Origin of the sequence: Deinococcus multiflagellatus (assembly GCF_020166415.1) — a bacterium.
Taxonomy (GTDB): Bacteria; Deinococcota; Deinococci; order Deinococcales; family Deinococcaceae; genus Deinococcus; species Deinococcus multiflagellatus.
This window is the reverse complement of sequence record NZ_JAIQXV010000009.1, coordinates 77,762-103,263: the sequence shown is the minus strand read 5'-3', so window position 1 is coordinate 103,263 and position 25,502 is coordinate 77,762. Positions and strand designations below refer to the sequence as shown.

The following is a 25,502-nucleotide window of genomic DNA, read 5'->3' as shown; positions in this document are numbered from 1 at the left end:
ATGGACGTTCAGGAGTACCTGCGCCCCTTTCAGCAGCCCTGGAAGCCGGCCTTTCTGGCGCGGCTGGACACCCTGCCCGCTCCCCTGGCCGAGCTGGTGCGCGCCGAGGTGGAGCACCGCCCCGAGCGCGAAGGGCCGCCCACGCGCGAAGACATCCTGACTGACCACCTGCACGCCAGCACCCCCGCCGAGCGGCTGGCGCTGGCGCAGGTGTTCTTTCCGCAATTTCCCGAGGTAGCCGCTGCGGCCCTGGCCGCCCTGCTGACCCGCCACCCCTACCCGCAGGGCTACGCCCGGCGCGCCTTCCGGGCCCCGGGCGACCGCCGTATGGCCCGGCACGCCCTGAACTGGCTGTGGCAGACCTGGCAGGCCACGCGCGACTACCCGCAGGACCTCGCGTGGTTTGCCGTTCACGCCGGTCTGCTGAATCCCTGGGAGTCGCAGACCCTGGGCCTGCTGCTGGGGCAGGCCATCAGCGACGGGCACGAGGACGTGTTCGAGGTGCTGCGCCAGACGGCCGGCGCCGAGCACCCCGTGGCCCGCATGGGGCGCCATGTCCCCCTGGCCCTGCTGTCGAGCACCCGCGAGGACGCTTGGGCGCTGGCCGAACGCCTGCTGCTGGCCGCCCAGCGCCAGGAAGGGCTGCGGCAGGTCATTCTCGAAACGGTGGACGAGGCCAGTCTGAGCGCGTTTACCCGGATGCTGCGCCTGATTCTGCGGGAAGACCTGCTGCGCTTTGCCGCGACCCTGCGCGCCGCGTGCGTGTGGTTTGGCCTGAACTACGACGTGACCGACCTGAAGGTGGTGCGCGCCCACCTGGAGACCGCCCTGGGCTTTCTGGAAGACCCCGCCACGGCCCGCGCCGCCGTCGCTGGCGGCAGCGGTGTGGGCGCCTACCTCGCCCTGTACACCCTGGCGATGGCCGATGCCCGCGAGGCCGCCGCCCTGGCCCAGCCCCTGCTGACTGACCCGGCCCCCGAACGCCGCATGGCCGCCGTGCAGTTTCTGGAAGCGGCGGACGCCCTGACGCCCGCCGACCTGGGCGCGCTGCTGGCCGACCCGGACCTGCGCCTCGCCGCGCTGGCCGGGGGGCGGCCCCACGCCTACGCCCAGGCGGCGCAGGACGCGCCCCCCTTTGACGCGTTCGTGGCCTACGCCGGGCGCCTGCCCGCCCAGGCCCGCCACGAGCCGCTGCTGTTTCCCTGGCTGGGCCACATCCCGGCGCGCAGTGACGCGATGGACAGCCTGCCCGGACTGGTGGGGGGCGCCCCTCTGGCAATTCTGGCGCCCTACCTGAACCAGATGAGCAGCAGCGGCAAGAATGCGGCGCTGTGGCATCTGCGGCGGCGTCATACCCCACAGCCGGAGGAAAAGGCTGCGCCCCCTCAGCCCCTGGACGCCCCCACCCGCGACCTGCTGCTGACCCTGCTGCAAGACCGTGTGGGCAGCGTGGCGCAGACGGCGGTGGAGATCATGGCCCACCTCTCGCCCACGCCAGACGAGGTGCCGGTGCTCGAAGGGCTGCTGAGGCGCCGGGGCGCCGACCTGCGCCGGGGCCTGATCCGGCTGCTGGCGGCCGACCAGGCCCAGGGGGCCCAGAGCGCCGGGCGCCTGCTGGCCCAGACGAACACCGAGCAGCGCCAGGCCGGGCTGCAACTGCTGCGCGAGGTGGGGGGGACGCCGCCCGCCGACTTCAAGCCGAAGAATGTCACCGAACAGACCCTGCTGGCCGCGCTGACCGAGCCCGAGAGCCAGCTGAGCCTGCGCGACGGCCTGGGCCTGTTTGACCCGGCGGCCCTGACCCGCCCCGAGGCGCCTGTGCCGGTGGAGGGCGACTTTGCCCCAGACGTGGCGCGCGGCGCCGAATTGCTGCGCGCGCTGGACGCCCTGATCGAGGCGCACCGTGAGACCCCCTTGACCGGCCTGGGCTGGGACGGCCAGCAGACGGCGCTGCTGGGCAACGTGTCGGGCTGGCTGCTGAGCCCCCGCGCAGAGCAGCCCATGCCCCTGGCCGACCTGTGGCATGGCTGGTGGGCCGGGCGCCCCGGCGCGCAGGACGGCGACCTGACCCGCATGGCCTGGGCCCTGTCGCACTTCGTGGCCCGCCAGGACAGCACCCTGCCGGACCTGGAAGCCGAGGCCGAGGAGGACGAGGCCCTCGCTGACGTGCTGGCTGAACTGGCGGGGGAAGAGGATGCCGAGGCCGACCCCGAACGCGCCCAGGCCCGCCGCACCGCCGAAACCCGGCAGGCCCTGCGCCGCGCCACCCTGCACCGCACGCTGGGCCCGCTGGTGCCGCTGCGGCTGGCCCACATGGACCGGGTGCAGGCGGTCGCGGGCCACCTGCAATCCACCTTCGGCACCCCTGCGGACGTGGATCTGGCCCTGGACGCCTGGGCCACGGCCCTGAGTGGGTTGCCGCAAGACGCCCAGATGCTCACCGACCCGCGCTATTCCTGGCGCAGCGAGGACCCACGCGACCTGCTCTCGCCGCTGCGGCCCAGGCACGCCGGCGGCCTGACCCCGGCCCAGGAGCGGCGCCTGTGGCAGCTGACCCTGCACGAGGGAACGGCCTTTCCCCACCTGCCCCGCCGCCGCCCGGACACGGCCCTGCTGCTGCGCGCCTACGAGCAGGGCTGGGCGGGCCGCGCCGACCTGTGCGATCAGCTGATCGGCCCACGCCCGGAGCGCACCGGCTATTACTACGGCAACGACTTTGACGACCTGACGACCTTCACCCGGCGCCGCCTGCGCGAGGGCACGCCCACCCACCCCGACTGGCAGGCGGCGGTGGACGCCGTGCGCGCCCGCGTGCTGGAGGTGGAAGCGGTGCGCGGCGACCTGGAAACGCCCGCCACCCCGGCGGCCTTGGCCCTACAGTCCGTCAGCGGCGCGGAGAAAGCCCTGCGCCTGCTGGCCGCGCTGGGCAAGAACCCGCTGAAGCGCGGCTACCAGGGCCGCAACGAGAGCCGCGACGTGACCTTCAGCCACCTCATTCGCGTGGCGTTCCCGGCGCCCGGCGACACCCCCGCCACCTTTGCCCGGCTGGCGCAGGAGGCCGGGCTGGGCGAGGCCCGGCTGCTGGACCTGGCGATGTTTGCCCCGCAGTGGGCCCCGCTGGTGGCGGGCGCGTTGGGCTGGCGCGGCCTGCAGGACGGGGTCTACTGGCTGCACGCCCACACCCGCGACACCAACTGGAGCGTGCCCCAGGAGATCCGCGAGGACTGGGAGGTGCAGATCAGCGAGCGCACCGCCCTGTCCCCCGAAGACCTGATGGCGGGCGCGGTGGATGTGGCGTGGTTTCACCGCCTGCACCGGGTGCTGGGCAAGGCACGCTTTCAGGCGCTGCTGGGCGCAGCCAAATATGCCTCCAGCAGCGGCGGCCACAAACGCGCCGAGCTGTACGCCCAGGCCCTGCGCGGCGAGGTGACGGCGGCCGAACTCACCACCCGCATCCGCGAGAAGCGCCACCAGGACGCCGTGCGCGCCCTGGGCCTGCTGCCCCTGGGGCGGGGCGCCGCCAGGGCCGCCCGCGAACTGGAAGCCCGCTACCGCCTCCTCAGCGACTTTCGCCGCGAGGCCCGGCAGTGGGGCGCGCAGAAGCAGGCCAGCGAACGCCTCGCCGCCGACATTGGCCTGCAGAACCTGGCCCGCACCGCTGGCTACGCCGACCCCCAGCGCCTAATGTGGGCGATGGAAGCCCGCATGGCCCCCGACTGGGCCCAGACGGTGACCGAAGGCGACGTGACCGTGGGCATCCACCTCACCGCAGGCGGTGAAGCCAGCCTGACCGTGGCACGCGGCCAGAAGAGCCTGAAGACGCTGCCCGCCGCCCTGAAAAAGCACCCCGAAGTCGTGGCCCTGCGCGAGGCGGTCAGGGAACTGGGCGCCACCCAGCGCCGCATGCGCGGGGCCCTGGAAGAGGCGATGGTGCGCGGCGACCTCTTTACCCCCCAGGAACTGCGCGACCTGGCCGGGCACCCGGTGATTGCGCCCATGCTGCGCTCGCTGCTGTGGGTGCTGAACGAGGCCGCCGTGGGCTGGTGGCAGGGAGACGCGCTGGACACGCCCGGCGGTCCCGTCCCCCTGGCCGACCACGCCCTGCGCCTGGCGCACCCGCATGACCTGTTCGTGGGCGGGCAGTGGCCGCAGCTTCAGCAGGACATCATGACGCGCGGCGTGACGCAGCCCTTCAAGCAGGCCTTCCGCGAGTATTACCCCCTCACTGGGGCCGAGCAGGGCGCCCGCCGCACCACCCGATACGACGGCCACCACGTCCAGCCCGGCAAGGCGGCGGCCCTGTTCAAAACGCGCGGCTGGGTGGCGGTCCCTGAAGAAGGCGTGCGCAAGACGTGGCATGCCGAGGGCCTGAGCGTCTGGGTGGACACCAGCGTGGGCTACGGCACCCCCAACGAGGTGGAAGGCGCGCCCCTGCACGCCGCGTATTTCCTGCGCCCCGGCGCCACGGAACCCCTGCCCCTGGCAGAAGTCCCGCCGCGCGTGTTCAGCGAAACCATGCGCGACCTGGACCTGGTGGTCAGCGTGGCCCATGTGGGCGGCGTGGACCCCGAAGCCAGCCAGAGCACCACCGAGATGCGCGCCGCCCTGCTGCGCGAAACGCTGCGCCTGCTGAAGCTGGGCAACGTGCGCCTGGAGAACGACCACGCCCTGATTGACGGCCACCACGCCCGCTACACCGTTCATCTGGGCAGCGGCACCGTTCACCGCCAGCCGGGGGGCTTCCTGTGCATCGTGCCGGTGCACAATCAGCACCAGGGCCGGATTTTCCTCCCCTTTGCCGACCCCGATCCCAAAACGGCCGAGGTGGTCAGCAAGGTGCTGCTGCTGGCCGAGGACCGCAAGATTCAGGATCCCACGATTCTGGAGCAGTTGCGGTAGGGGGAGGGGCCATGAGCCATGGGCTTTGGGCCATGAGGGCTTGTTCGCTCATGGCCCAGCGCGGGGAGCCGTGCCACCCCAGGGTCAACAAGCGGTCGGCGTCGTCATTTCGCCCACGCCAATTCAGAGCGACCCCGGGTGTGTCCCCGGGGTCGCTCTGAATTCTTCTTTTCGACCCTCTCTCCTGGGGAGCCGCGCAGAGCCACTTGCAGCGGGCCTCCCGCCAGAGAGGGGTGAAGGAATCTTTCCTTAGAACGCCCCGTCCAGCGCCCCCAGCGCCGCCTCGGCGTCGGTAATGCCGGCCTGGGCCATATCCGGGCGGCCGCCGCCCTTGCCGCCGCCGGCCGCCGCCAGCTTGCCGATCAGCTGCCCGGCGTGTGCGCCCCGGCCCACGGCGGCCTTGGTGGCCTTCACGACCAGCCCCTTGTCACCGGCCACGACCACCAGATCGGCGCCGCTCTGGTCCAGCAGCTTGTCGGCGGCGGCGCGCAGTTCGTTGCCTTCAATGCCCGCCAGTTTCAGCGCGGCCACCTGGAACCCGCCCAGTTCACGGGTCTGGGCCGCTGCGCTCCCACCGCCCATCTGGGCCTCGGCCAGCTGGCGCTTGACGGCGGCCACCTCTTTCTCGGCGGTCTTCAACTGGCCCTGCAGGCCAGACACCCGCGCTTCCAGGCCCTCGGGGCTGGTGTTCAGCAGGCCCGCCACCTTCGCGGCGGCGTTCAGGCGCTCGCGCACCCAGGCGGTGGCGGCCTCGCCCGCCAGGGCCTCCACGCGGCGCACGCCCGCCGCCACGTTCTCGTCACTCAGCAGCACGAACGCGCCAATGTCGCCGGTGCGGCGCACATGGGCCCCGCCGCACAGCTCCTTGCTGCTCACGGGCTGGCCGTGGTAGCTCACGTCGCCTTCCACGCTCACGACGCGCACGGTCTCGCCGTATTTCTCGCCGAACAGGGCGGTGGCCCCGGCGGCCTTGGCCTGGGCAATGGGCATCTCCTGCCACGACACCGCGAAGTTTGCGCTGATCCAGCGGCTCACCAGCGTTTCCACAGCGGCCAGTTCATCGGCCCTCAGGGCTGCCCCGTGCGAGAAGTCAAAGCGCAGGCGGTCGGCGGCCACCAGCGAGCCCTTCTGGGCCACGCCGCTGCCCAGGACCGCCTGCAGCGCCGCGTGCAGCAGGTGGGTGGCGGTGTGGTGGCGCTGGATGGCCTGCCGCTCACCAGACACCACGCCGCGCACAGTCATGCCGCCGCGCAACTCGCCTTCCTCCACCAGCACGTCGTGCAGGAACACACCCTGGGGCGTCTTGCGGGTGTCGCGCACCAGGCCAGCGCCGCCTTCCCACTCCAGGCGCCCGGTGTCGCCCACCTCGCCGCCGCCCTCGGCGTAGAAGGGGGTGCGCGACAGGACCACGGTGGCCTCGCTGCCCGCCGCCAGATGCTCCAGGCGCTCGCCCGCGCCCACCAGCGCCAGCACCTGCCCTTCGGCCTGCAAGTCGTCGTAGCCCACGAATTCGGTGGGGGAGAGGCCGTCCAGGGCCTCCTGGTTGCTGCCGAACAGCTCGGATTTGCCATACTTGCTGCCTGCGCGGGCAATGTTCTGGGCGTTTTCCAGGCTCTCGGCGTACCCGGCTTCGTCCACGGTGATGCCGTATTCCTCGGCAATTTCCTTGGTCAGGTCCACCGGGAAGCCGTAGGTGTCGTACAGCACGAAGGCGTGCTCGCCCGACAGCACATCGCCCCGCTGCATGCCGCTCAGCAGGCCGCCCAGGCGCTGAATGCCGCCCTCCAGCGTCTTCAGGAAGCGCTCTTCCTCGGCGCGGATGGTGGCTTCTATCTTGGCCTGGTGCTCGCGCAGTTCGGGGTAGGCCTCGCCCATGCGCTCGACCACCAGGGGCACTAGCTGGTACAGGCTGGGCTCACGCAGGCCCAGCAGGTAGGCGTGGCGCGAGGCGCGGCGCAGAATCTTGCGCACCACATAGCCGCGCCCGGTGTTGCTGGGCGCCGAACCATCGGCGATCACCATGCTCACCGAACGGGTGTGCTCGGCCACCACGCGGTGCGACACGTTCTGCGGCCCCTCGTAGGGCTGGCCGCTCAGCTCTGCCACCTTGGCGATGACGGGCGCGAACACGTCGTTGCTGTAGAAGTCGTACACATCCTGCACGACCGTCGCAATGCGCTCCAGGCCCATGCCGGTGTCAATGTTCTTGAACGGCAAGTCCTTCAGGACCGGGGTGCCGTCGGGCAGTGGGTCCTGGCGGTCATACTGGGGGAACACGCAGTTCCAGATTTCCAGAAAGCGGGCGCTCTCGCGGGTGTCGGCGTACTCGGCCCAGGTGTCGTCGCCGTATTTGGGGCCACGGTCATAGAAGATCTCGCTGCACGGACCGCAGGGCCCGTTCGGGCCTTCCTTGGGTGCGTCTGCCGGCCAGAAGTTCTCGTCGGCCCCAAAGCGCAGAATCCGCTCGGGGGGCAGACCAATCTCCTGGGTCCAGATGGCGAAGGCTTCCTCGTCATCCTGGTAAATCGTGGCGTGCAGCTTGCTGGGGTCCAGGCCCATCCAGTCCGCGCTGGTCAGGAATTCCCAGGCCCAGGTCAGGGCCTCGCGCTTGAAGTAGTCCCCAAAGCTGAAGTTCCCCAGCATTTCCAGCAGCGAGCAGTGGCGCAGCGTGCGCCCCACGTTCTCAATGTCGCCAATACGCAGGCACTTCTGCGCCGTGGTCACGCGCTTGCTGGCTACGCCATCAAAGACCGCTGGCGCTCCCATGAACTGTGCCTTGAAGGGCTGCATGCCCGCCACGGTGAAGAGGGTGGTGGGATCGGGTGCCACCGTGGAGTGGCTGGGCAGGCGCAGGTGCCCCTTGCTTTCGAAGAATTGCAGGTACTTCTCGCGAATCTGGGCCGTGGAGAGCGGGGTGGACATAGGGGAGAGTCTAGCGTGAAGGTGGGAAATCTCCAGAGGGCATAACTCCATATGTGAGTCTGCCCTTATCGACATTCAGAGATGAATCAGGCGAGCTTTTTATATATGCCGACATTTTAACGTCTTTGAAAACATATTTGCGTATCTCGGCATAATCTACAGTCTCTTGATCGACAAGAGCCGAAGAAGCTAAAATGTCCTTTTTGAGGTCTAAGTTGGGAAGTCCCATCCAACTAAAAAAGCTCTTAAGCATAACAGATTCGTCTGGAGTTGGTCCATTGAGTAGGCTTCGTTTAGGAAGGTCAATTGCGAATCTGTTCAAGTAATAGCGGTTCAAATTTACATAGAGCTCGCTTCCTGGCCTTATCTTATTATGAGATAAGGCGAATATATATATATTATTCTGCGAATACTTCAATCTACATTGATATATCTTGCAAAATGAAGAATATTTTATTTCTGAAATATTATATAAAGGACTCATGTTGACGGCATTTGAGCAGCCAGCTAGTAGAATTAGAAGAGGAAGTGACCTTCTCATTTGCGTAACCAGCCGAACAAGTTAAGATCTGCAAAATCCTTGCCAAGTCTATATCTTTTCACTCCGCCCGATGTAAACGTTTCTAAATCAATATCTTGCTTGAACAAGGTGCCCACATTCTGTTGCGCTATCGTGATTTTATTTTCCGTAACTGCCGCAACAATTGCTACGTGCCCATACCCTGAGTATTTGTTCGGTCCAAATATTATGAGGTCTTGATATTTAGGCTTCTCTCGACCACCACTTTTAAACTGCCTTAGGCTTCTTGCGGGGTTAGTAGAGCCATCCGGTGTTGATTTATCAAAATAATCTTGCGCATCGCCGGATCTAGGAACAAATTTAACATCTAATACATCGTAATAGTATCTACGAACGTACTCTACACACTGCCATTTAAGTCCATATTCATAGTTTTTTCCATCTTTGGAGTAATTTCTATTACCTTCCGCTTGTTCGTTGGCGTCCTTTCGACCATCGTTATAGTATGCCGCCACTCCATCTAAGGAGCCTATTTCTGCTCCCCAATCCTGCTGTTGAACGATCTCCCTTTTTCGTGCTGCAGAAGGCAATTTAAATGTTGCAGCCCCAGTAGTGCTTGGTTGAGAATTGTTCTGGGTAGGGTTTTGTGTGATCGGCCCAAAAGTAGGGTTGAGTTTCTCTGAAAATACAGTGTCGTGTTCCTTAACCTTCCACTTCCTTTCAAGTTTTCCATTCCTTGGATTGAGTTCGTTATACCATACTCTTTCTATGTTCCTGCTTCTGCTGTCGATATTATTACCGAACACATCTCTCCAATGTAGTCTTACTGCATCGGCAGCCTCTGTGGGAGTAATCTGCTTATCATTATTGCTATCCAAGCCTGAGTTATTGTCATAACCATCGGGACTAGCTGATCTCGTCTTCCAAACGGGGCGATATGCCGCCGATGAGCTACCAGCCAAAATACTCATATAAATTTCTTCAAGAGTTATATTTCTTTTCTCTAGCTTGGCCTTTTCCACAGCCTTGAGAACCCCATGCTGTTTCAAGAAAATTTCTACATAGGGTAATTGCTGTGTGGCGGACATCGTTGCAAACTTTTTTGGATCGACTATACCTAAATCCCTTGCGGCTGCAGCCCCAAACTGAATTAAGCCATAGTAGCCTAGTCCATTATCGGCAGTCGGATCCAAACCGCGAGTCCCATGTTGAGCATCTGCAGACTCAAATGCCATCACTGCTAGAAGTAGGTCTCGTGGAATGCCCAATCTTGTGCATAGACCTTGTAATTCCTTCAAGAATCCTGGCTCTGCTAAGGCTGGAAGCTTATTCCTCATCTCTTGTGATATGGTCTCTTCCCAACTCATAATATTTGAATCATTTTGTTGTCCGCCTTGCCCCGATACTCCAGGTCCCTGAGTATTGGGTTCTGAGTTTTGCTGGGTCGGTTTTGGCGCCACCCTCGGAGGCATCACCACAAAACCCATCTGCATACTCTCGACCTTGAATTCACCGTTCGAAGTCTTGTTGTTGAAGCTGGTGGTGATCTTTTTACCGTCGGGGCTGAATTGGCCGGCAAATTCGGCGTTGTTGTCGGTGCCTTTCAGCACGAAGGTGTTGTCCTCGCGGATCACGCCCTCGACGTGCCACCCCGCCCCGCTCCCTGGGGTGGCCATATAGCGGCCAATCAGGCGCCCGCCTTCATCGCGGATAATGCGCAGCTGAAACTTCACGTCCTTGCCCTTGCCCACAAAGGTGCGTTCCCATTTCTTGGGGGCTTTTTTCAGGGCCATGGGCGCGGCGGGCTGCTGGGGCTTGGGTGCGGGCTTGCCGCCGTCGTTGCTCAGTCGTTGTTCTGGGGAAAACATGGGGAACCTCCTGACCGGTTGTGCATTCAGGGTACCCAAGAGGCCTGACCCCGCGCGCCGCAAATGAGGCAGGGGCCGCTGCACCTGTGTGCCGGCGGCCCCCCCTTGTTCCTTAATCCAGATCCACCGCCCACCACGCTTCCCGCTGGGCAGCCAGCCGCGCCCGGGGATCGCCAATGGTGTCCAGCGCGCGGGCCAGGCCCTGCCAGTCACTCTCGCTCATGGGGTCAATGGCCAGAGCCCGCTGGTGAAACTGCGCTGCGTCGCGGTCGCGTCCGGCCAGGGTGGCGGCGCGGGCGGCAATGCCCAGCAGGCTCAGCTGCTTTTGCTCCAGGCGGGCGCGCACGTCGTCGGCCCAGGGGCTGTCGGTGCCGGGCAGAAACTGGCCGTACTGGGTGACCAGTTCGCGCAGTTCTTCCAGCCCCAGGCTGCCCTGTTCGGCCTGGGCGGCCAGCAGTTCAAAGCGCTGCACGTCGTATTCGGGGTTCAGGTCGGCGTTCAGGGCGTAGCGGCGGTTGGCGCTCACCACCGCCTCGTTGCTCAGGCTGCGGCGCAAGCGGTGCAGGGTGGTGTGAAACAGGCTGCTGGCGCGGGCCTCGTCCTTCTCGGGCCACAGGGCCTCGGCGGCTTCCCAGCTGGTGACTTCCTTGTGTTCCAGCAGATAAAAGAACAGCTCCAGCGCCTTGCGGCTCACCCACGACACCGCGCTGCCCTTCCACACCACCTGCGCGGTGCCCAGGCCCTTGGCCTGCATGCCGCTTTCGCCCTGCAGGGTCAGGCCCGCGCGCCTCAGGCGGGCGTCAATGGCGGTGGTCAGGTCCTGGGGGGTAAAGGGCTTGGGCAGGTAGTCGTCGGCGCCCAGGTTCATGCCGCGCCGCACGTCGCCGCGTTCGGCGTGGCTGGAAAGCAGCATGAACGGAATGGCGGACAGCTGCTCGTGGGCCCGCACCTTTTCCAGAAATTCCAGGCCGGTCATATACGGCATCACCACGTCGCTGATGACCAGATCGGGGGTAAAGACCTTCAGCAGGTCCAGGGCCTCGACCGGGTGGGTGCTGGTGCGCACCTCGTGCCCGGCGCGGGACAGAATCACGCTGACAAGCTTGAGGATGGCGGCGTCGTCATCCACCACGAGGATGCGGGGCATGGCGTGAGTGTATTACGAAACCGGGCGGCCCTGGCGCCAGAAATAAAGGCCAGCCCAACACCCGACCCGCCCAATGCACTACGCTGCCGCCCATGACCCAGCCCACCCCGGCGGCCCCCGCGCCGCTGACCCTGCTGCAGGCCCGTGCCCTGACCCTGGACCCCCAGCACCCGAACGCCGACGCGGTGCTGGTGGGCGCCGGCCGCGTGCTGGCGGTGGGCACGCGCGAGCACCTGCGCGCCCTGGCCCCCCGCGCCGAGGTGCGCGACCACCGCGACCTGCTGCTGACCCCGGGGCTCTCGGAGGCGCACATTCATCTGGTGGCCTACGGCTTTTCCCTGGGGCAGCTGAACCTGCACGGCGCGCGGGGCGTGGCCGAGGTGCAGGCGAAGGTGGGCCAGCGCGTGCTGAACACGCCCCAGGGAGAGTGGATTCGCGGTGGGGGCTTTCTGCTGTCCGAACTGGGCCTGGGCGACTACCCTTCAGCGGCCCTGCTGGACGAGGTGAGCCCACACCACCCGGTGCTGCTGTACTCGCGCGACCTGCACATGGCCTGGGCGAACTCGGCGGCGCTGCGGGCGGCGGGCATCCACGAGGACACGCCGGACCCCGAGGGCGGCAAGATTGTGCGGCCCCTGGGCTGCCTGCTGGAGCACGCCTCGGGGCTGGTGGAGGCCGTGATCCCGCCGCCCAGCGAGGCGCAGTATCTGGCCGCCGCCCGCGCTGGGGCCCAGGACCTGGCCGCGCGGGGGTATGTCAGCGCACACACCATGGCCTTTGAAGCCCCCGAAGCGCCGCGCGCCCTGCAGGCCCTGGCCGACGCCGGCGAGTTGCCCCTGCGGGTGTGGGCCTGCCTGCCGCATGACCGCCTGGAACTGGCGCGGGGGCTGGGCCTGCGCCGCACGCCGGGCGGGCTGTTTCAGTGGGGCGGCGTGAAGTTCTTTGCCGACGGTGCCCTGGGCAGCCGCACCGCGTGGCTGCACGCCCCAGGCTTTGCCGACGGCTCGGGCACCGGCATTCCGCTGGACCCGCCGGAGTTGATCCGCGAACGGGGCCGCGAGGCGCTGCACCTGGGCCTGACCCCGGTCACCCACGCCATTGGCGACCGCGCCAACACCGAAGTCCTGAACGCCTACGACGACCTGCGGGGGCTCGCCCGGCAGCGGGGCGTGCGCCTGCGCGTTGAACATGCCCAGCATCTGCGCCCCCAGGACATCCCCCGCTTTCAGGGCCTGACCGCCAGCGTTCAGCCCATTCACCTGCAGGCCGACGGCCCCATGATCCGCACGCTGCTGCCGCACCTGCAGGCCCAGAGCTACGCCTTCAAGGCGCTGCAGGACGCCGGCGCCGTGCTGGCCTTTGGCAGCGACGCCCCGGTGGCCCCGCCGGACTACCGCGCCAACTTCGCCGCCGCCCTCACCCGCGTGGACGACGGGGGCGAGCGCCTCGCCCCAGAGCAGGCCCTCACGGAGCTGGACGTGCTGCGCGCCCACACCCACGGCCCCGCCCTGGCCGCCGGCTGGACCGACGAGGGCGTGATCCGCCCCGGCGCCCGCGCCGCCTTTACCCTGTGGGACCGTTTGGGGGGAACGGCGCAGGCCCTGGTGCTTTGAGGTTGATGGCAAAGGGTTGATGGTTGATGGAAAAAGCAGTGCTCCATCAACCATCAACCGTTCACCCTCTACTCTTCTTCCGGGAACTCCGCGTTCGAGTACACGTTCTGCACGTCGTCGAGGTCTTCTAAGGCGTCAATCAGGGTCAGAAGTTTTTTGGCGTCGTCGCCGCTGACGGCCACGGTGTTGCTGGGGAGCATGGCCACCTCGGCGCTTTCGACCGTGAAGCCGGCGGCGGCCAGGGCGTCCTGCACGGCGTACAGGTCGTTGGGGCCCGTGCTGATTTCCAGGCCGTCCTCGGACTCCTGAATATCCTCGGCGCCGTGCTCAATGGCGGTTTCCTGAGCCTGCTCGCTGGTGTCTTTCAGCAGCAGCACGCCCTTTTTCTCGAACTGCCACGCCACACTGCCGTTGGTGCCCAGAGAACCGCCGCGCTTGTTGAACACCGCGCGGATGTCGGCCACCGTGCGGTTCACGTTGTCGGTCAGCGTCTCAATGAAGATGGCTGTGCCCCCGGGGCCGTAGCCCTCGTAGGTCACGTCCTTGTAGTCGGCCGCGCCCTCGCCCGCACCCACCGCGCGCTTGATGGCGTTTTCAATGTTGTCCACCGGAACGGTGGCGCTTTTGGCGGCGGCAATGGCATTTTTCAGGCTGAGGTTGCCGGCGGGGTCGCCGCTGCCGCCCGAGCGGACGGCGGCCTGAATGGCGCGGATGTGCTTGGAGTACATCGCGCTGCGTTTGCTGTCGTTGGCACCCTTCTTGCGCTTGATCTGAGACCATTTGCTGTGACCGGCCATGCTGAAAACTCTCCTTGCGTGAAAACTGCGCCCGCTCGAAAAGACCATCGGGGGCGCGTGCAGAGGGCAGTTTAGCGTATGGGCACAGCTGGCTGGCTTTAGCCGTCCTCGTCGGTGGGTTCGTGGGCCGGGTGGGCCGGCTGAAAGCGCGCCTGGTCCTCGGTGGGCGACAGGTTGGCGCGCTCCTGTTCGGGCGGGCCAGTGTCCACGCCGCTGATCAGCACCTCACTGCGGGCGCCCTCGGGCCGCCCCTCGCCGCTGCTGGCGCTGTCCCTGGACTGTGTCATACCCCGCACTCTACGGCGCGCGGCGCCGTGGCAAGTGTGGACGAGCTGCGCCTGACCTTTAGATCCGCACCACGCTGCGGTCACCCATCACCAGCTGCAGGCCCGATTCGCTGGGCGCCGACACCAGGGCGTGGCGGCCAATCAGCACCCGGCTCAGCGGGCGGCTGGGGTGCAGAATGCGGGCGAATTCATCCACCAGGGCGCCGTGCAGCCGCGCCGTGTCCACCCGGGCGTGCGCGCCGATGCTCACGAAAGGCCCCAGGGTAGCGCCGCGCACCAGCGCGTGCGGGCCAATCCACACCGGGCCGGTGATCACGCTGTCTTCGACCAGCGCGCCGGCCTCAATGACCACGTTGCCGGTGATCACGCTGCGCTCGGCGCGGCCCTCCACGCGCGGACGCTGCTGCGCCAGAAAGTGGGTGTTGGCCGCCAGCAGGTCGTCGGGGGTGCCGGCGTCGGACCAGAAGCCGCTGAATTCCACGGCGCGCACCGTGCCGCCCGCTGCCATCAGCCGGGTCAGGGCCTGCGGAAATTCAATCTCGCCCCGGTCACTGGGGGCCAGTTCGGCCACATGCTCCAGCAAGTGGGGCTGAAAGGCAAAGACCCCACAGGCCGCCAGGTTGCTCTCGGGCTTGCGCGGTTTTTCCACCAGCCGCTGCAGCCGCCCGTGCTGCACCACCGCCACCCCGTAGGCCTGGGGGTTGGGCACCGCCTTGACCCCCAGGGCCGCCTCGGCGCCCCGCAGGGCCGCGACCAGGGGGCTGAGGTTGTCCTGAAACAGGTTGTCGCCCAGGTACAGCAGCGTGGGCTGATGCTCTAAAAAGGCGTGGGCGGCCAGCACAGCGTGCCCGGTGCCCAGGGCCTCGCTCTGGCGGATAAACGTCAGGTGCCCGCTGTCCTGCGTGGCGTCGCGCAGGTCTGTCTCTGAGGACGGACTGGTGACAATGCCGATGTCCTGAATACCCGCGTCCCGCAGGGCCTGTACCGCCCGCGCAACGATGGGCACGCCGGCCACCGGCACGGCATGTTTGGCCCGTGTGGCGCTGATGGGAAGAAGACGACTGCCGCGCCCAGCGGCGAGAATAAGCCCTTTCATGCAATCACAGCGGAGTATACGGGCCGGCGCGCGCGCCCGATTGCGAAGTTGCCCACCCCGCCTGAGGCCCCTAGCGGCTCAGGGCGTCGTCCAGCGCCTCGGCAAAGGCGTCCTCGTCGTCCAGCCAGGGGTAGTGCCCGGCGTCCAGCACGGTCACGTCGCCGCCGGTCAGGTCGGCCACCCAGGCCACCTGCTCGGGGTAGCTGGTGTGGTCGTGCGCGCCCGCGATCACGAACACCGGGCGGCGAATCTCCTGTAAAAAAGGCGGGTATTCAAACTCCCACAGGCCCTGGGCCACCAGGGCGTCGCCCACCTCGCCGCCGCCCAGCAGTTGCCCCTCGGCGTCGGTGAATTCCAGGTGCATGCGGCTGGCGTTGTCCTTGAACTGCAGGGCGTTGAGCAGGTCGCGGGCGTTCAGCAGGGCAAAGGCCGCCTCCACGCGCGCGCCGCCCACCGCCGGGTACTGGCCTTCGGGGGTGCGGGCGCGCAGGTCGTCGGCGGGGTCTTCCAGGGCCACGCCCCGGCGCTCACTGGCCTCGCGCAGCAGGGTCAGGGCCAGTTCGGGAAAATGCACCCAGGGGTTCACCACGACCACCCGCGCCGTGCGCGCCGGGTAACGCCGGGCATATTCCAGCGCCACCAGCGCCCCGAAGCCGTGGCCCAGCGGCACAATCTGCCGGGCCCCCAGGAACTCGCGCAGGGCTTCTAGGTCGCCCGTCAGGGTGTCCAGGTCCAGGGTTTCGTCGCCCTGGTCGGTGTCGGCCAGGGGGCCGCTGCGGCCACAGCCGCGCTGGTCCAGAAACACGGCCGGCTCTGGCAGGCGGTCTCCAAAGAGGGCCTGGAAGGAATAGCTGTTGTAGCCGGGGCCGCCGTGCAGGAACACCAGCGTGGGGGCGTCGCCTGCCGGGTCGCCGGTCACCTCAAAGTGCAACTCCGCGCCGTTCAGGCGCTCAAGGTACACGCGGCCCTGGGTGCCGTCCTCGGGTGACAGCAGGGGCGGGGTCCCTTCGTGGGCAAGGTCGTCGGGGCCGGTCATGGGCGCCATTGTAGGCCGCGTTCTGGTGGGCGTGCCGGGGGCGGGCGCTAGGGTGAGGCCATGAGGCGCGCGCCATGACCGAGCCCCAGGTGCCGCTGGGCATCCGTTTCGTGCTCGAAGGGCTGGACGAACTGGCCTTTACCCGGGTGCTGCGCGACGTGCTGCGTGACCCTGCTTTTCGCCGCCCGCTGCAGCTGCAGGTGCAAGAGCCGCGAGGGGGCGCCCCGGGCCGCCTGACCCTGGCGTTTGCCCCTTCAGACCGCACGCTGGCGGTGGCGGCCACGCAGCGCCTGAAGACCGTGCTGCTGCGCTACGGGGTGCAGGTGGACCGGGTGCTCGTGCCCGGCGAGCCTGGGCCGCCCGACTGACCGCAGAAGGCTGTTAAGGGACCATAAACCGTGCCTGCGCCCCAATCAGGGCGCGCGCCCCCTACCATGTCCCGGAAACAGGTGCACTGCGCATCCGCCGCCGCCAGCGGACGTCCGCCGTTGTCCGCCGCCGGTCACGGAACGGTCCGGCCCGCCGCGTTCCCGAGGAGACCCCACAGCAGCTATGGAGCAACGCATCCTTCTGATCGAAGACAATCCAGACATCACCCGCGTCGTGCAGTACGAGCTGGAGCAGGCGGGGTACAAGGTGCTGGCCGCCCCCGACGGCGTCACCGGCCTCACCAGCGCGCGTGAAAGCAGCCCCGACCTCGTGATTCTGGACCTGGGCCTGCCCGACTTTGACGGCGCCGAGATTGCCCGGCGCCTGCGCAAGACGAGCAGCGTGCCCATCATCATCCTGACCGCCATGGACGCCGTGGACCGCAAGGTCAACCTGCTGGAAGCCGGCGCCGACGACTACATGACCAAGCCTTTCCACCCCGAAGAGCTGGTGGCGCGGGTGAAGGTGCAGCTGAGGCACCAGCAGCACGGCGAGGTGATTTCGATTGGGCCGCTGGAGATTCATCCGCAAAAGCGCCTGTGCCACTACAACGGCCACGAGGTGCGCCTGTCGCCCAAGGAGTTTGATCTGCTGACCTTCCTGGCCCGCCAGCCGGGGCGCGTGTATTCCCGCCAGGAAATCGAGCGCGAGGTCTGGAACGGCGAACTGCCCAGCAACTCCAACGTGGTGGACGTGCACATGGCCAACATGCGCGCCAAACTGCGCGACCTGGACGGCTACGGCATCATCCGCACCGTACGCGGCATTGGCTACGCCCTGAAGACCCCTTAAGCCGCTGAGGGAGAGGGTTCCCCCGGCAATCTTCGTGCGCTTCTTACAATCTCGCCCGCCCCTGGTTGGCAGACTGGGGGTCATTCCGGGGGAGTACGCCGCCCTGAGCTTCAGGGAGCGCGTGATCGTCAGTCCGGTGGCCAAAGGTCACCCGGTCGCGCGCACAAAGGGCCAGACCCGGCAGGAACGCGGTGAAGGCCGCGCCCCTGCCGGCGTTTTTCGTTGGTGGCGGCCCTGCCTCTTCGCCGCGTCCACTGGAGGCTCCCTGTGGAAGCGATCTTTGCGGATCTGTCGTCGGCGTTTTCGGTGCTGTGGCTGGGCAAGCCTGCGTGGATGTGGCTGCTGTTCATGACCCTGGTGGTGGCCCTGCTGGCCTTTGACCTGGGGGTGCTCAGCCGCCGCCGCGCGGCCAAGGCGGCCGAGCACGGCGACGATGCCCAGGTGATCGGGGTGGCCAGCAGCCTGAAGCTGAGTGCCTTTTACATCGCCATTGCGCTGGCCTTCGGGGCGTGGGTGTGGGTCACGCTGGGCGCCCAGAGCGGCATGGCCTACCTGACCGGCTTTGCGGTGGAAAAGGCGCTGGCCCTGGACAACGTGTTTGTGATCAGCGTGATTTTCGCGGCGCTGGCGATTCCCCGCCACCTGCAGCACCGCGTGCTGTTCTGGGGGATTCTGGGCGTCATCGTCCTGCGCGGCATCATGATCGGGCTGGGTGCAGCGCTGGTCACGCAGTTCGACTGGATCATGTGGGTGTTCGGCGCCTTCCTGCTGCTGACGGGTGTGAAGTTGCTGCTGAACAAGGGCGGCCATGATGAAGCCCCCGACCTGGAGCGCCACCCGGTGGTGCGCGCCCTGCGCCGGGTGATGCCCATCAGCCCCAAGCTGGACGGCCAGAAGTTCCTGACCAAGCTGCCCGACGCCCTGGGCCGCGTGCGCACCCACGCCACCCCGCTGCTGCTGGCGCTGCTGCTGGTGGAATTCGCGGATCTGGTGTTTGCCGTGGACTCGATTCCGGCCATCTTCGCCATCACGCAGGACCCGTTTATCGTGTACACCAGCAACATCTTCGCCATTCTGGGCCTGCGCGCCCTGTACTTCGCCCTGGACGCCCTGATTCACCGCTTCAGCGCCCTGAAGCCCGCCCTGGCCCTGGTGCTGGTGTTCATTGGCGGCAAGATCTTCTACGGCCAGTTCTTCGGCAAGGTGGACCCGGCCATCAGCCTGACCGTCACCGTGGGCATCCTGGCGGGCGGCGTGCTGGTCAGCCTGTGGCGCACGCGCGGCGGTGGCGGCCAGGGCAAGAACGAGGTCCAGGCGACGGACTGAAAACAGCTCGCATCTGCCAGCCACAAAGTGCATGTCTCCTGACCCTCTCCCCTCGTGGGAGAGGGTTTCGTCCACTGGAGGGCACGATGAAAAGCACCCCTGACCCTCTCCCCCTGTGGGACTCGAAGAGCTGCGCAGCAGAGAGGGCCCCCGCGCAGCAAGGGGTGAGGGGGCTTCCCCTCCCTGCTGTGCTCTCCTCCTTCCTATGACCCCCAACCGCACCCTGACTGGCATTCCAGGCTTTCAGGTGGGCCACTGGACCCACGCGCCCGCCCGCACCGGCTGCACAGTCATCCTGTGCCCGCCGGGGGGCGCCGTTGCGTCGGCGTCGTTCCTGGGGCCCAGCCCCGGCACGCGCGAGGGGGTGCTGCTCTCGCCGGAAAAGAAGGTGGAGCGCGTGCACGCCCTGCTGCTCACCGGCGGCAGCGCCTTTGGGCTGGCGGCGGCGGCCGGGGTGGTACGGGTGCTGGAAGAGCGGGGCATTGGGCATGAAACCCCCTGGGCGCGCGTGCCCATCGTGCCCGCCGCTGTGATCTATGACCTGGGCGTGGGCGACCCCACGGTGCGTCCCGGCGAACGGGAAGGCGAACTTGCCGCCCGCGCCGCCAGCGCCGATCCGGTGGCCCGGGGGCGGGTGGGGGCCGGCACCGGGGCCACTGCTGGCAAGTACCTGGGGAGCGGGGCGGTGCCCGGCGGCCTGGGCAGTGTGCTGGTCGAGCGCCACGGGGTACAAGCGGGCGCGCTGGCGGTGGTGAACCCTATTGGCGACGTGCTGGATGAGCAGGGTGGCGTGCTGGCCGGGCCCGGGGTAGGCCCAGGTGCCGTGGCCTTTACCCCCGGCGACGCCGAGAACACCACCCTGGTGGCGGTGGTCACCGAGCATGCCCTCACCAAGCCCGAATGCCGCCGCCTCGCGGACGCCGCGCAGGCTGCCCTGGCACGAGTGATTCACCCCAGCCACACCTTCTGGGACGGCGACAGCGCCTTCGTCCTTAGCAGCGGCGCGCGCCCGGCGGCCGATCCGCTGCTGCTGGGCGCGCTGGTACAGGAAGCCGTCTGTGGGGCGGTACGCGACGCGGTGAGGGCGGCGCAGGCAGAGGGGTGAAGGCCTCTGCTGGGCTCTCAAGGCCACGCCCCTTGCTGAGAGGCTCGATTGCCCAGGTCATTTGTCCCAGAACGGCTCAGGCGCTTGTTCCGTCAGGGCCCCCTGGCCCAGTCTTACTCAACGTCAGCCGCGCGCCGACCAGCCCGAACCCTGCCCGGCGGATGTTGCGCTCGCTGGGGCTGCCTGGGGTCACGAACACGCTGGCAAAGTCGGCCCCCGCCTGGGCGGCGGCGTGCAGCCGCGCCGCCAGCAGGTCGGTCTGCACGCCCTGGCCGCGATAGTCGGGCCGGGTGGACATGCCAAAGAGCGCCGCCACCCCGCCCGTCACGCTCAGGGCCGCGCTGCCCGCCGCCTCGCCCCCGCGCCGGGCCACGAACAGCCGCGTGCCGGGGGCCGCCGCCACCACCTGCATGGTGGGGCCGCTCCCCGCCCCGAACCCCTGCGCCGACAGGGTGGCCCAGGCCTCGGCGTCGTGGGTCTCCTCCACCTCGGCTCTGGGTGGCAGCGCCGTCAGGTCGTGGGCGTAGACGTGCAGCAGGGTGCTCAGGGCGTAGCCGCGCGCCCCCAGGACTCCCAGCGCCCCCGGCACCGCGTCTGAAAGCAGGTGCACCGTGGGCGGGGTACCCACTTCGGCGCAAAAGGCTTCAAAGGCGGCCAGGGCCCCGGCGTCTGGTGGGCGGGTGCCGTCGTGCCACGCCGCGTTCAGGGGCAGCCCCGGGCCTGCATAGGCGGCGTGCAGCGGGCCAAAGGTGGCCGCCCGGCCAAAGCGGCGGTGCGCCTGCGCTTCGGCGCGGCTCAGGTGGGGCAGGAGGTCCGGGAACAGGGGCATGGGGGGAGCATAGGGGCCCGGGGCCAGGACACTCATGCGTCACTTGGCGGAGCTTCAGGCGATCTTAGGCCACTCCTGAGCTTGTGTGGCTTCTCTCCGTTCAGGGGTAGGGGCCAGCGCCACCATAGACGCATGATCGCTTTCCACCCCCACCTGTTCGTGCGGATTGTCGAACTGGACGGCCCGCGCGCCCCCATGCCCCGGCCCCTGTCCAGCGGCTTTTCCGAAGGGCGCGCCTACCGCGTCCTGGGGGTGTACAACCCGTCGGAGTCCTCGGACGCCTATTTCATCCTGCCCAATGACCGCGATGAAATGTGGTTCATCTGCCAGCGTCACCTGCGCTTTGCGGGCCTGCACGACACGAGCGCCCACCATCTGGACCTGCCGATGGAGCACGCCACCGCCGCCGATTAAGGCGCTGGTGTGGGGCTGAAACGGCTTGCTGGGAGGTTCAGAGCGGTTCCAGCTCTGGTGCCATGCCTCCGCTCTGCCATCGCTTGAAGACGCCTCTGCACGGCACGGCTCCCCACCTTCAGTTCTCTAAAGCCGCCTTGACCTGTGCCGCGCCGAAGCGGGCAGTGTAGGCCCAGATACTTTCTGGCAGAGTTCATTTCTCTCTGCCGAGGTGTCTATGGCTCAACTTCCTGTTTTTCGCACGTTGGCCCTGGCGTTGGGCGCCTTTTTGCTGTCGGGCAACGTCTTTCAAGCGGGGGCCGGGGCGCTGCGCCCCACGGGGCTGGCGGACGGCGCAGGGCCCGTGGTCCGCCGCCGCTTCTGGGCCGAGGTGACCGGCGCCACCCGCTCTCCCGAAGCCATCACCGCCGAGGTGCTGCAGCACCTGCCCGAATTCGCGCCGCGTCTGGCCGCGTGGTTCCGGGGACTGGACGCCCCGCTGCCCGCTCAGGGGGGGCCGCCCATTGGCCCTGGCACCCGCCTGCGGATTCTGATGGGCCTGATCCGGCGCGCCCGGGTGGTCGTGGAGGCCGTCACGCCGCGCGCCTTTCGCATCCGCACCCTGCGCCTGCACGCCGATGCGGGCACGGTGCGCTTTGGGGTGACCGAGCCCGGCGGGGGCGTGCTGCGCCTGGAAATTGAGGTCTTCATCCGCGCGGCCAGCTGGCCCGACCGCCTCAGTTATCTGCTGGCGGCGCACGCCCTGCAGCGCCTGAACTGGGAGACGGTGCTGTCGCGCGCCGTGGCGGTCAGTGGCGGAAGCGTGCGCGCACGCGGCCATGAAACGCGCGAGGCCGCATATGTCCCGCCGCCGGGCCGCTAGCCTGTGAGGCATGATTCCGCCTTCCGCCGCTGTGCCCTCCCGCGCTTTTGTGTCCCTCATCGGGGCGGGGCCGGGTGATCCGGGCCTGCTGACCCTGCGCGGCCAGCAGGCGCTGCAGGCGGCAGACGTGGTGCTGTTCGACTACCTCGCCAACCCCGAACTGCTGCGTCACTGCCCCCAGGCCGAAACCATCTACGTCGGCAAGAAAGGCTTTTCGGAATACATCAGCCAGGAGCAGATTAGCGAACTGCTGGTGGCCAAGGCCCAGGAGGGCGGCGGGCGCCGGGTGGCCCGTCTGAAGGGCGGCGATGTGTTCGTCTTTGGGCGCGGCAGCGAGGAAGCCGAAGCCTGTGTGCGGGCCGGGGTCCCCTTTGAGGTGGTGCCCGGGGTGACCAGCGCCATTGCCGCCCCCGCCTACGCGGGCATTCCCGTCACCCACCGCGAGGTGGCCCGCTCGTTCGCGGTGCTCACCGGCAACACGAAGGAGGGCGGCGCCCATTACGAGCGCCTCTCTGGCGTGGACACCCTGGTGCTGCTGATGGGCGTGCGGAACCTCGACCAGATCGCGGCCGACCTGATCGCCGCCGGGCGCGACCCCCAGACGCCGGCCGCCACCGTGCAGTGGGGCACCACCCCGCAGCAGCGCGCGGTGACCGGCACCCTGGCGACCATCGCCCAGGTGGTCCGCGAGGCCGGCCTGCAGGCCCCGGCCGTGACCGTGGTGGGCGAAGTGGTGCGCCTTCGGGACACCCTGCGCTGGTTCGAGTCGGCGCCCGTTCTGGCTGGCCCCCTGGCCGGCAAGACGGTGGCAGTCACCCGCACCCGCGAAGGCGCCAGTGCCCTGTCTGACGTGCTGCGCGCCCGGGGCGCCCAGGTGCTGGAGGTGCCGCTGATCCGCTTTGCGCCTGCGCCGGATCTGGCGCCCGTGGCCGCCGCGCTGCATGACTTCGGCGGTTGGCTGCTGCTCACCAGCAATCAGGCGGTGCGCGCCCTGTGGACACTGCTGGACGAGGCTGGCCTGGACGCCCGCGCGCTGGCCGGCATGAAACTGGCGGCCGTAGGCCCCAGCACGGCGCGCTCGCTGGCGGAACGGGGGTTAAAAGCCGATTTCGTGCCTTCCACCCCCGGCGCCCGGCATCTGGCCGCCGAGCTGCCCGTGGAGCGTGGCGAGGCGACCCTGCACCTCACCAGCCAGCTGGCCGAGGACGAGCTGGAACGCGGCCTGAGCGCCCGGGGCGTGCCCTATACCCGCGCCGAGCTGTACCGCACCGAACCCGCGCCCCTGGACCCCGGCACCCTGGAGCGCCTGCGGCAGGCCGACGTGGTGACCCTGGCTTCCGGCAGCGCCGCCCGCCACCTCGCCGCCCTGGCCGGCACCGACTTCCGCGTGGCCGCCATGGGCCCCCAGACCGCCGACGCCGCCCGCGAGGCTGGCTTTGCCCAGGTGATCGTGGCCCACGAAGCCAGCCTGGACGCCCTGGCCGATGCAGCGGCAGCGGTGGTGGAAGGCATGGAGGGGAGCGGGGTGCAGGACGCGGGGCGCGGGCAAACCAGGGCTTGACAGGCCCGCTGGGCCGCATGAGGCAGTCTCACTGCCATCTGCCTTTTCACCCCCTCCCAGCCGCTTTCCCGACCGTTCGGTCGGGGACGGCTGCCCCGCCTCTGGGACGCTATGCTGCGCCCCGTGAGTCTGCTTCCCGCCTTCCTGGACCTGCGTGGGGCGCGCGCCGTGATTGTGGGCGGGGGCCGCGTGGCCCTGCGCCGGGCGCATGCGCTGCTGCGCGCCGGGCTGTCGGTGACGGTGGTGGCGCCCGAGGTGCAGGCTGAATTCTCGGGGCTGCCCGTGACGGTGCTGGCGCGGCCCTATGCCCAGGGCGACCTGCACGGCGCGGCGCTGGTGGTGGCCGCCACCCCAGACGCCCGCGTGAACGCGCAGGTGGTGGCCGAGGCGCGGGCCCAGGGCAGCCTTGTCAACGACGCCGCCGACGCCGCGCGTGGAAGTCTGCGCTTTGCCGCTGTGGCCGAGGAAGCGGGCGTGCAGGTGGCCGTGAGCACCGGGCGCGAACTGCCCATGCTGGCCCAGGCCCTGGCCCAGCGCTGCGCTGAACTGCTGCCCACCGAGGCGCAGCTGGGGCGCTGGACCGCCCAGCGTGAAGCGGCCCTGACCCTGCCCGAACCTCAGAAACACGCCGCTCTGGACACCCTGCGCGCTGACATCCGCCGCGCCCTGGGGGCCGCATGACGCTGGCCTGCCCCACCGCCCGGTCCTTCCTGAGCGGCCTGCCACAGCCTGAAGCCCTGGACCTCGTGGTGGTGGGCCTGAACCACCAGACCGCCCCCGTCGAGGTGCGCGAGCGCGCCGCCGTGCGCGCGGGCGAAGAGGGGCCCCTGCTGGCCCACCTGGCCCGGCATGCCGAGGAAGTCATGCTACTGGCCACCTGCAACCGCACCGAGGTCTATCTGGCGGGGCTGCGCGGTGATCCCCTGGCCGCGTTTGAGGGGGCCTGGGGGCAGGCCCTGGAGGGCCACCTGTACGTGCACCGGGGCGAGGCCGCTGTGGCGCACCTGTACCGCGTGGCGGCGGGCCTGGACAGTCTGGTGATTGGCGAAACGCAGATTCAGGGGCAGGTGAAGCGGGCGTGGCAGGACGCCCGCGCGCGGGGTCTGACTGGAACGCTGCTGAACAAGGTGGCCCAGGGCGCCCTGGCGGCGGGCAAGCGGGTGCGCTTTGAAACGGGCATGAGCGACAAGGTGGTCAGTGTGTCCAGCGCCGCTGTGGAACTGGCGCAGGCGGCGCTGGGGGGCCTCTCGGGCCGCACCGCCCTGATTCTGGGCGCGGGGGAAACCGCTGAACTGACCCTGACCCACCTGCGTGCCGCGGGCGTGGACGACGTGATCGTGGTCAACCGCACCGCCGAGCGGGCGCGGCAGCTGGCCGAGAAGCTGGGGGGCCGCGCCTGCGCCGCCGAATACCTGCATGAGGTGCTGCCCGAAGCCGACGTGTTGATCGCCTCCAGCGCCGCGCCCCATTACGTGCTGAACGGCGAAGGCGTGCGGGCCGCCCTGCGTCAGCGTCCGGGCCGGTCCATGTTCCTCATTGACATCAGTGTGCCGCGCATTCTGGCGCCCGACATTGCCGAGGTGCCCGGCGCGCACCTGCACAACCTCGACGACCTGACCGGCATCGTGGCCCGCAACCTGCAAAGCCGCCGCGCTGCGCTGCCCCACGCAGGCGCCATTGTGCGCGACGCCGCCGCTGACCTGAGCCGCTGGCACCTGACCCGTCAGGCCCGGTTACGTGAACTGGCCCTGGCCAGCGATTAGGGCGGCTTCGCCAGAGAACATAGGGAAGCAGGGCTCCCAGGAGGCCAGGAGGGACCGGCCCCTTCTGTATGGACCGGCGTCTCTGGCCTGCCGCTGCTCAGTCACACGGCTTCCGAAAATATCGTCACGCATGACGGGATTTTTCAACCGGAGGAACTCGCAGAGCGGGGCAGCAGAGCAGGAAAACATAAGGATGTCGGGGCGCTGGACCTGGAGGGCGCCGCAGCAGAGGCACG

Annotated in this window: 19 protein-coding genes; 11 read left to right on the top strand and 8 right to left on the bottom strand. The window is 68.2% G+C overall.

Annotated features, from left to right (window positions below; all coding sequences use genetic code 11):
- Complete coding sequence (locus K7W41_RS12360) at positions 1–4,899, top strand: DUF4132 domain-containing protein (protein WP_224608852.1); 4,899 nt, start codon at positions 1–3, stop codon at positions 4,897–4,899.
- A gap of 249 nt (positions 4,900–5,148) precedes the next feature.
- On the opposite strand, the gene alaS is transcribed toward K7W41_RS12360, so the two are convergent.
- From alaS to K7W41_RS12345, 3 genes are all read right to left on the bottom strand, one after another.
- Positions 5,149–7,821 (bottom strand): alanine--tRNA ligase, encoded by a 2,673-nt coding sequence (gene alaS / locus K7W41_RS12355; RefSeq protein WP_224608848.1) that lies wholly within the window; start codon positions 7,819–7,821, stop codon positions 5,149–5,151.
- 537 nt (positions 7,822–8,358) lie between these two features.
- Positions 8,359–10,209: a CHAP domain-containing protein gene (locus tag K7W41_RS12350; protein ID WP_224608845.1), complete on the bottom strand. Its 1,851-nt coding sequence runs from the start codon at positions 10,207–10,209 to the stop codon at positions 8,359–8,361.
- A gap of 112 nt (positions 10,210–10,321) precedes the next feature.
- Entirely contained in the window at positions 10,322–11,356 is a 1,035-nt protein-coding gene (locus K7W41_RS12345) for a response regulator (RefSeq protein WP_221089503.1), read from the bottom strand.
- 92 nt (positions 11,357–11,448) lie between these two features.
- Between K7W41_RS12345 and K7W41_RS12340 the strand changes: the two genes are divergently transcribed.
- Positions 11,449–12,969 carry an amidohydrolase gene (locus tag K7W41_RS12340; protein WP_224608841.1) on the top strand — a complete coding sequence of 507 codons (1,521 nt, stop codon included), beginning with the start codon at positions 11,449–11,451 and terminating at the stop codon, positions 12,967–12,969.
- A 68-nt stretch (positions 12,970–13,037) separates the two neighbouring features.
- Here K7W41_RS12340 and K7W41_RS12335 read toward each other — a convergent pair whose 3' ends face one another.
- The 4 genes from K7W41_RS12335 to K7W41_RS12320 all read right to left on the bottom strand — a co-directional run bounded on the left by K7W41_RS12335 (position 13,038) and on the right by K7W41_RS12320 (position 16,185).
- Entirely contained in the window at positions 13,038–13,766 is a 729-nt protein-coding gene (locus K7W41_RS12335; protein ID WP_221089505.1) for a YebC/PmpR family DNA-binding transcriptional regulator, read from the bottom strand.
- 98 nt (positions 13,767–13,864) lie between these two features.
- Entirely contained in the window at positions 13,865–14,053 is a 189-nt protein-coding gene (locus K7W41_RS12330; protein ID WP_221089506.1) for a hypothetical protein, read from the bottom strand.
- A gap of 58 nt (positions 14,054–14,111) precedes the next feature.
- The gene (locus K7W41_RS12325; RefSeq protein WP_224608838.1) at positions 14,112–15,149 is read right to left on the bottom strand and encodes a sugar phosphate nucleotidyltransferase; all 1,038 of its coding nucleotides are present in this window, start codon (positions 15,147–15,149) and stop codon (positions 14,112–14,114) included.
- A 70-nt stretch (positions 15,150–15,219) separates the two neighbouring features.
- The gene (locus tag K7W41_RS12320; protein ID WP_224608835.1) at positions 15,220–16,185 is read right to left on the bottom strand and encodes an alpha/beta fold hydrolase; all 966 of its coding nucleotides are present in this window, start codon (positions 16,183–16,185) and stop codon (positions 15,220–15,222) included.
- 74 nt (positions 16,186–16,259) lie between these two features.
- On the opposite strand from K7W41_RS12320, the gene K7W41_RS12315 reads away from it, so the two are divergent.
- The 4 genes from K7W41_RS12315 (at position 16,260) to K7W41_RS12300 (ending at position 19,837) form a co-directional block, all read left to right on the top strand.
- Positions 16,260–16,553 carry a hypothetical protein gene (locus tag K7W41_RS12315; RefSeq protein WP_224608832.1) on the top strand — a complete coding sequence of 98 codons (294 nt, stop codon included), beginning with the start codon at positions 16,260–16,262 and terminating at the stop codon, positions 16,551–16,553.
- A 184-nt stretch (positions 16,554–16,737) separates the two neighbouring features.
- Entirely contained in the window at positions 16,738–17,406 is a 669-nt protein-coding gene (locus tag K7W41_RS12310) for a response regulator transcription factor (protein ID WP_107137559.1), read from the top strand.
- 267 nt (positions 17,407–17,673) lie between these two features.
- A complete protein-coding gene (locus K7W41_RS12305; RefSeq protein WP_224608829.1) occupies positions 17,674–18,732 on the top strand; it encodes a TerC/Alx family metal homeostasis membrane protein in 1,059 nt (352 codons plus the stop codon).
- 205 nt (positions 18,733–18,937) lie between these two features.
- Positions 18,938–19,837 (top strand): P1 family peptidase, encoded by a 900-nt coding sequence (locus tag K7W41_RS12300; protein WP_224608826.1) that lies wholly within the window; start codon positions 18,938–18,940, stop codon positions 19,835–19,837.
- A gap of 76 nt (positions 19,838–19,913) precedes the next feature.
- On the opposite strand, the gene K7W41_RS12295 is transcribed toward K7W41_RS12300, so the two are convergent.
- Entirely contained in the window at positions 19,914–20,666 is a 753-nt protein-coding gene (locus tag K7W41_RS12295; RefSeq protein WP_224608823.1) for a GNAT family N-acetyltransferase, read from the bottom strand.
- 132 nt (positions 20,667–20,798) lie between these two features.
- On the opposite strand from K7W41_RS12295, the gene K7W41_RS12290 reads away from it, so the two are divergent.
- The 5 genes from K7W41_RS12290 (at position 20,799) to hemA (ending at position 25,266) form a co-directional block, all read left to right on the top strand.
- The gene (locus K7W41_RS12290; protein ID WP_224608820.1) at positions 20,799–21,080 is read left to right on the top strand and encodes a hypothetical protein; all 282 of its coding nucleotides are present in this window, start codon (positions 20,799–20,801) and stop codon (positions 21,078–21,080) included.
- Positions 21,081–21,297: 217 nt separating this feature from the next.
- Positions 21,298–21,942, top strand: a complete 645-nt coding sequence (locus K7W41_RS12285; protein ID WP_224608816.1) for a DUF1990 family protein — start codon at positions 21,298–21,300, stop codon at positions 21,940–21,942.
- A 10-nt stretch (positions 21,943–21,952) separates the two neighbouring features.
- Positions 21,953–23,503, top strand: coding sequence for a uroporphyrinogen-III C-methyltransferase (gene cobA, locus K7W41_RS12280; protein WP_224608813.1), 1,551 nt, complete (start codon positions 21,953–21,955; stop codon positions 23,501–23,503).
- 123 nt (positions 23,504–23,626) lie between these two features.
- Positions 23,627–24,184 (top strand): precorrin-2 dehydrogenase/sirohydrochlorin ferrochelatase family protein, encoded by a 558-nt coding sequence (locus K7W41_RS12275; RefSeq protein ID WP_224608809.1) that lies wholly within the window; start codon positions 23,627–23,629, stop codon positions 24,182–24,184.
- Positions 24,181–25,266, top strand: coding sequence for a glutamyl-tRNA reductase (gene hemA, locus K7W41_RS12270; RefSeq protein ID WP_224608806.1), 1,086 nt, complete (start codon positions 24,181–24,183; stop codon positions 25,264–25,266). The genes K7W41_RS12275 and hemA overlap by 4 nt, the downstream gene beginning before the upstream one ends.
- The last annotated feature ends 236 nt before the right edge of the window (positions 25,267–25,502 follow it).

What these genes read in the sequence shown, in the direction of transcription:
- K7W41_RS12360 (WP_224608852.1), top strand. Translation starts at nt 1, where the DNA reads ATGGACGTTCAGGAGTACCTGCGCCCCTTTCAGCAGCCCTGGAAGCCG.
- alaS (WP_224608848.1), bottom strand. Translation starts at nt 7,821, where the DNA reads ATGTCCACCCCGCTCTCCACGGCCCAGATTCGCGAGAAGTACCTGCAA.
- K7W41_RS12350 (WP_224608845.1), bottom strand. Translation starts at nt 10,209, where the DNA reads ATGTTTTCCCCAGAACAACGACTGAGCAACGACGGCGGCAAGCCCGCA.
- K7W41_RS12345 (WP_221089503.1), bottom strand. Translation starts at nt 11,356, where the DNA reads ATGCCCCGCATCCTCGTGGTGGATGACGACGCCGCCATCCTCAAGCTT.
- K7W41_RS12340 (WP_224608841.1), top strand. Translation starts at nt 11,449, where the DNA reads ATGACCCAGCCCACCCCGGCGGCCCCCGCGCCGCTGACCCTGCTGCAG.
- K7W41_RS12335 (WP_221089505.1), bottom strand. Translation starts at nt 13,766, where the DNA reads ATGGCCGGTCACAGCAAATGGTCTCAGATCAAGCGCAAGAAGGGTGCC.
- K7W41_RS12330 (WP_221089506.1), bottom strand. Translation starts at nt 14,053, where the DNA reads ATGACACAGTCCAGGGACAGCGCCAGCAGCGGCGAGGGGCGGCCCGAG.
- K7W41_RS12325 (WP_224608838.1), bottom strand. Translation starts at nt 15,149, where the DNA reads ATGAAAGGGCTTATTCTCGCCGCTGGGCGCGGCAGTCGTCTTCTTCCC.
- K7W41_RS12320 (WP_224608835.1), bottom strand. Translation starts at nt 16,185, where the DNA reads ATGACCGGCCCCGACGACCTTGCCCACGAAGGGACCCCGCCCCTGCTG.
- K7W41_RS12315 (WP_224608832.1), top strand. Translation starts at nt 16,260, where the DNA reads ATGACCGAGCCCCAGGTGCCGCTGGGCATCCGTTTCGTGCTCGAAGGG.
- K7W41_RS12310 (WP_107137559.1), top strand. Translation starts at nt 16,738, where the DNA reads ATGGAGCAACGCATCCTTCTGATCGAAGACAATCCAGACATCACCCGC.
- K7W41_RS12300 (WP_224608826.1), top strand. Translation starts at nt 18,938, where the DNA reads ATGACCCCCAACCGCACCCTGACTGGCATTCCAGGCTTTCAGGTGGGC.
- K7W41_RS12295 (WP_224608823.1), bottom strand. Translation starts at nt 20,666, where the DNA reads ATGCCCCTGTTCCCGGACCTCCTGCCCCACCTGAGCCGCGCCGAAGCG.
- K7W41_RS12290 (WP_224608820.1), top strand. Translation starts at nt 20,799, where the DNA reads ATGATCGCTTTCCACCCCCACCTGTTCGTGCGGATTGTCGAACTGGAC.
- K7W41_RS12285 (WP_224608816.1), top strand. Translation starts at nt 21,298, where the DNA reads ATGGCTCAACTTCCTGTTTTTCGCACGTTGGCCCTGGCGTTGGGCGCC.
- cobA (WP_224608813.1), top strand. Translation starts at nt 21,953, where the DNA reads ATGATTCCGCCTTCCGCCGCTGTGCCCTCCCGCGCTTTTGTGTCCCTC.
- hemA (WP_224608806.1), top strand. Translation starts at nt 24,181, where the DNA reads ATGACGCTGGCCTGCCCCACCGCCCGGTCCTTCCTGAGCGGCCTGCCA.